Origin of the sequence: Micromonospora globosa, from assembly GCF_000717585.1 — a bacterium.
Classification (GTDB): domain Bacteria; phylum Actinomycetota; class Actinomycetes; order Mycobacteriales; family Micromonosporaceae; genus Micromonospora; species Micromonospora aurantiaca.
In genome coordinates this window covers 1-5391 of record NZ_JNZR01000069.1, presented here as the reverse complement: position 1 = coordinate 5391, position 5391 = coordinate 1, and the positions used below count along the sequence as shown (strand labels likewise).

At 70.0% G+C, this 5391-nt stretch carries 5 protein-coding genes; 1 reads left to right on the top strand and 4 read right to left on the bottom strand.

Annotation, left to right across the window (positions count from 1 at the left end; translation table 11 throughout):
* The 4 genes from IF06_RS0131585 to IF06_RS0131570 form a co-directional block, all read right to left on the bottom strand.
* The coding region (locus IF06_RS0131585) for an ATP-binding cassette domain-containing protein (protein WP_036312040.1) at positions 1-461 on the bottom strand (461 nt) is incomplete at its 3' end.
* 15 nt (positions 462-476) lie between these two features.
* Positions 477-1466 (bottom strand): ABC transporter permease, encoded by a 990-nt coding sequence (locus IF06_RS0131580; protein ID WP_030275424.1) that lies wholly within the window; start codon positions 1464-1466, stop codon positions 477-479.
* 63 nt (positions 1467-1529) lie between these two features.
* The gene (locus tag IF06_RS0131575; RefSeq protein WP_013286428.1) at positions 1530-3275 is read right to left on the bottom strand and encodes an ABC transporter substrate-binding protein; all 1746 of its coding nucleotides are present in this window, start codon (positions 3273-3275) and stop codon (positions 1530-1532) included.
* A gap of 56 nt (positions 3276-3331) precedes the next feature.
* Entirely contained in the window at positions 3332-4339 is a 1008-nt protein-coding gene (locus IF06_RS0131570; RefSeq protein WP_013286429.1) for an ABC transporter permease, read from the bottom strand.
* Positions 4340-4747: 408 nt separating this feature from the next.
* On the opposite strand from IF06_RS0131570, the gene IF06_RS0131565 reads away from it, so the two are divergent.
* A complete protein-coding gene (locus IF06_RS0131565; protein ID WP_013286430.1) occupies positions 4748-5149 on the top strand; it encodes an SSI family serine proteinase inhibitor in 402 nt (133 codons plus the stop codon).
* Positions 5150-5391 lie beyond the last annotated feature (242 nt).

Genomic DNA, 5391 nt, shown 5'->3' with positions numbered 1-5391 from the left:
TGCGGAATCCCCACCCGGCCCAACATGTCCACCGCCCGCGTCCGCGCCTCCCGCCGACCGGCCCTCGGATGATGCACCCGGTACGCCTCAGCGATCTGCTTCCCCACCGAGTAGTAGGGGTGCAACGCCGACAACGGATCCTGGAAGACCATCGCCATGTCCCGGCCCCGCAGCCGCCGCACCTCCTCCTCACCCAACCCGACGAGCTGACGCCCACCCACCGAGATCTCCCCGGAGATGGTCGTGCGCCTAGCGTTGTGCAAACCGAGGATCGCCAGCGACGTCACGCTCTTACCGGAACCGGACTCACCCACGATCCCGAGCGTGCGACCCCGCTCCACGGCGAACGACACACCATCCACGGCCCGCACCACACCGTCCTCGGTGTCGAACCGCACCCGCAGATCCCTGACCCGCAGGTACGGGCCCTCGCCGCGACGCGGCGCCGGAAGCTCCACCATGTCCGTCTCCTCCCGTCAGCTCAGCCGGACCCGTGGGTCGATCACCGCGTACAGCACGTCGACGACGATGTTGGCGACCACGATGAACACCGCCGCCAGCAGCACCGTCGCCATCACCACCGGCAGGTTGAGGAACTGCACCGCCTCCACTGTCGCCTTGCCGAGACCCTGGAGGCCGAAGATCGTCTCGGTGATGAAGGTGCCGCCGAGGCTGGTGCCGATGTCCAGCCCGGCGATCGTGACGATCGGTGTGATCGCCGCCCGCAGCGCGTGCCGGGTGTGCACCTTCCGGGCGGGCAGCCCCTTCGCCCGGGCGGTGCGGACGAAGTCCTCCGACAGCGTCTCCACCATCTGCGCCCGGGACAGCCGGGCGTACAACGCCGAGTTGAGGAAGCCGAGCGTCATCCAGGGCAGAATCAGCCCGGCCGCCCAGCGGAACGGGTTCTCGGTCAGCGGGGTGTAGCTGGGGAACGGCAGCAGCCCGGTGGAGTAGACGAGCAGGTAGAGCAGGATCAGCCCGAAGAAGTAGACCTGCATCGACGCCCCGGCCAGTGTGACGCCGATCGCGGCGCGGTCGAACGCCGTACCCCGGCGTAGTGCCGACACCATGCCGAGCGAGATGCCGAGGCCGAGCCAGAGCACGGCGCCGCCGAGGACGATGCTGAACGTCACCGGGGCGCGCTGGGCGACGATCTCGGTGACGGGCTGGTTGTTGCGGAATGAGTAGCCGAGGCAGGGTGCCGGGCAGTCCTGCCGGAAGTCGCCCTCGCCGTAGGTACGGCCGGCGAAGACGCCGCTGACGAAGTCGGCGTACTGCCGGGGCAGCGGCTGGTCGATGCCGAGGCGGCGCTCGACCTGGGCGATGTCCTCGGCCGTGCAGTTCTTGCCGCACATCACCTTCGCCGGGCTGCTCGGCACCGCGAAGAAGAGACCGAACGTGACCAGGCTGATGACGACCAGGGTCAGGGCGGCGACGAGCAGCCGCCGTACGACGAAACGGAGCACGGGAGCACCTCCCCCGGGTGGGCGCGGGGGCGGCCGCCGTGGCAGCCGCCCTCCGCGCGGCTGTCACTTCTTCACGTAGATGCCGTTGAGCGAGATGATCCCGAACGCGTCGCTGAGGAAGGCGTTGCCGACCTTCGAGCCGTGCAGCTCGTAGGTGGCGTCGTAGTAGCAGGGCACCACCGGGGCGTACTTGTCCATGATCATGCGGTCGAGCGCCATCCAGCCGGCGTCCTGCTCGGCGGCCGGCAGGTCGCGGACCCGGTCGATCTCCGCGCTGACCGACGGTTCATTGAGGTACGACAGGTTCTGGTTGCCCTCGGCCACGATCTCCCGTCCGTCGTAGACCGGCGGGATCACAGTCGAGCCGGTGGGCCAGTCCGAGCCCCAGCCGGTGAGGTAGAGGTCGTACGGGTTGTCCTTGCGGCCGACCTCGTCGTAGTAGCTGCTGTTGTCGATCGGCTTCATCACGATGTCGAATCCCATGTCGGTGAGGTTCTTGCGCAGCGCCTCGGCCTGCTGGGTGCGCAGTTCCAGGTTGGAGTGGGCGAGCACCAGCTTCGGCCGCTTGCCGGCGAGCAGCTCGGCGGTCTTGGCCTTGTCGCCGGTGACCGGGGCGTTGTACAGGTCGTACGGGACGAATCCGGCGGTGGTGGGCGACATGAGCGTGGTGGCGGGTGAGCCGGCGGCCTGCCCGCCGAGCACCTTGAGCAGGGCGTCCTTGTCGACGGCGTAGTTCAGCGCCCGCCGGACGCTCAGGTCGGTGACCCGCTGGGTGTTGATGCTCAGCACCCAGTTGTACTGCGTCGGGCCGCGTACCACGCGGTCGGAGACGCCGGATCCGGTGGTGCGGGGCAGCACCGACGGCGGCACGTCCGACCAGCTCAGCGCCGCCTGGTCGGCCGGCCCGTCGGCGACCAGGCGCTCGGCGATCTGGGCCTGCTCCAGGCCGAACGTCATCCGGATCGCGTCCGGGTACGCGTTGCGGATCGGGTCGGTCGCCGGATCCCAGTTCGGGTTGCGTTCCAGCTCCAGCGACACGTCGCGCTGGTAGGTCTTCACCCGGTACGGTCCGGACGAGAACGGCCGCAGGTCGTAGTTCGCGCGGGTGTCCTTCGCGGCGGGCACGGGCGCGCTGGTCGGCAGCGCCGCCGCGTACGGCAGGTCGCAGTGCGGCTGCGGGAAGGTGAACCGGATGGTCCGGTCGTCGGGTGTGGCGACGCCGTCGGGCACCGGCTTGCCCCCGTCGTACGGTCCCTTGTAGGTGGCGTTGTACGCCCCGCCCGGGTAGAGCCACTGCTGGATGTAGTGCGGGCCCTCGTTGAGGTTCGCCGCGAACGACCGGGCGATGCCGTGGGCGACGTCCTTGCTGGACACGGGCGTGCCGTCCTCGTACTTCACGCCGTCGCGCAGGGTGAACTCCCAGACCTTGCAGTCGCCGTTCACGTCCTTGCCGGGGTTGGTGGCCAGGTCGCCGACGAGCAGCAGCTTGCCGCTGCCGTCCTCCTTGTAGCCGTTGAGCGCGCGGTACAGCAGCCCACCGGCGACCTGCTGCACGTTGACGTAGTTGCGGGCCGGGTCGAGGTGCTCGAAGTCGGCCGGCTGCATCACGGTGAGGGTGCCGCCGCGGGTCGCCCCGTCGACGTCCTTCGCCGGGCCCTGGTTGTCGGCGGCCTCGTACGAGATCGATCCGCTCTGGGTCTTGGTCTTCTGGTCGTCGCCGCCGCCGTCGTCGGTGGTGGGGCTGCAGCCGGCGGCGGCCAGCGCCGCCGCGGCGAGGACACCTGTCAGTGTCCGGGTTCGTGCGCGCACGGTGTGCTCCTTCCTGCCCGGCGGCCCCCGCCGGCCGGGCACTGATGGCCGTGGGACTACCGGGTGGAGCGGGGGTCCAGCGAGTCGCGCAGCGCGTCGCCGAGCAGGTTGAACGCCAGGACCAGCAGGAAGACCGTCAACCCGGGGAACAGGGTGTACCAGGGGTCGCTCGCGACGTAGCCGATGCTGTTGAAGATCATGCGGCCCAGGTCGGGCGTGGGTTCGGTGACGCCGATGTTGACGAACGCCAGCGCCGCCTCGATGGCGATGAACTGCGGCACCATCAGCGAGACGGTGACCAGGATCGGCGCCCAGATGTTTGGCAGCAGCTGCCGCAGCAGGATGTGCGTGGTGCCGGCGCCGGCCGCACGGGCCGCCTCGACGAACTCCCGCTCGCGCAGCGAGATCACCTGCCCGCGGACCAGCCGCGCGGTGTACGTCCAGCTGAACAGGCCGAAGGTCGCGACGATCAGGGCCACCCGGAAGGCCGGCGACGGCGCCTCCCGGTCGGAGTAGAAGCGGTCCTGGAGGATCGGGATGACCGCGAGCGCGAAGATGAGGAACGGGAACGCCAGCGTGAGGTCGATCAGCCAGTTGACGACGCTGTCCAGCCAGCCTCTGGCCCACCCGGCCAGCACCCCGACAGCGACACCGATGCCGGATGCCAGCAGGGCCGAGGTGAACGCGATGAACAGGGACGTCCGCAGGCCGTAGACCAGTTGCATCAGGATGTCCCGGCCGCTGCCGGGTTCGAGCCCTAGCCAATGGTCGGAGCTGATTCCGCCGGCGTACCCGATCGGCATTCCGAAATCGTTGAGGCGGTCCACGAACTTGTCGGTCGGGTCGATTCCGGTGAGCCGTCCCAGCAGAGGCGCGCCGAGCGCCACCAGGGCGGCGACGGCGAGCGTGACGGCGCTGGCCTTGGCCGTACGGTCGCGTTTGAGCCGTAGCCAGGCGAGCCGGCCGGGCGACCGGCCGACGAATTCGCCGGGCTGGCCGGCGGGGCCGGGAACGGCCTCGACATCGGGGCCGGGAGCGGCCGGTGGGTGCGACAGTTCGCTCATGAGCAGTCCTCCCGACGGGGACGAAAACGCCCTGCCACCCGACGGTAATGCGCTATGAGGTGCTCAAAAGAATCGTTCCGGTAACGGCCGTTCCGGTTGCCGTGCATTGACAACGATCCGGCGTACGGAATGCATCGGCGCAATAACGGCCCGATTCGGTTGTCAGCCTTTCAGGTGGCCGTACCGCCAATTCGGAATGCGCTCCCGCGAGGCACTCGGGCGGTTGTCAGCCGTTCGGGCATTCCCGTGCGCCGATGTAACACCGGACCGGCGGCGGGGTCGACTGGCGTAACACTTCGTGACTCTTCGCGTTCACACCGTCCACCTAGGGTTCTCGGCGGTCCGGTTCGCACGACGTGCCGGGCCGTCCACCGGCCCTCACCCGGGGCCCCGACGGAAGGACCACCCATGCCCTTCGCCCGACGTACCGCCGCTCTGGCCCTGGCCGCCGCGCTCGGCGGCCTCGCCGCGCCGGCCTCTCCCGCGCAGGCCGCACCGCGCCCCGGCCCGGAGACCCCCTCGGTGCTGCTGCTCACCGTCGACGACGGCGCCGGCCTGCGCGCCACGGTGCTGACCTGCGGGCCCACCGGTGGCCTGCACCCCGATCCGATCACCGCCTGCCGGCTCGTCGCCCGCGTCGACGGCGACCTGGACGCGCTCGACGTGGACGGTGCGCCGTGCACCTCGCAGTACGACCCGGTCGTCGCGCGTGCCGTGGGCATCTGGCAGGACCGCCCGGTCTCCTACACCCGGACGTTCGGCAACGCCTGCCTGATGCAGCGCACCACCGCCTCCCTCTTCACCTTCTGACCCCGCCTCACCTTGTCGCGTTGATCATGAGGTTGGCGGCGGTTCCGGTCCGTTTTGTCGCCGTCAACTTCATGATCGACGGGGTGGGTCGGGAGGTGGGTGGGGTGGGTGCGGAGAATGGGGGCGGGGTGTTCGGAGGGGAGACTGTGCGGGTGGACGGGCCGGTGGCGGGCGGGGGCGGCGGTCGGGAGTTGCGGGCGGACTGCTCGCGCTGCGCCGGGGTGTGCTGCGTCGCTCCCGCG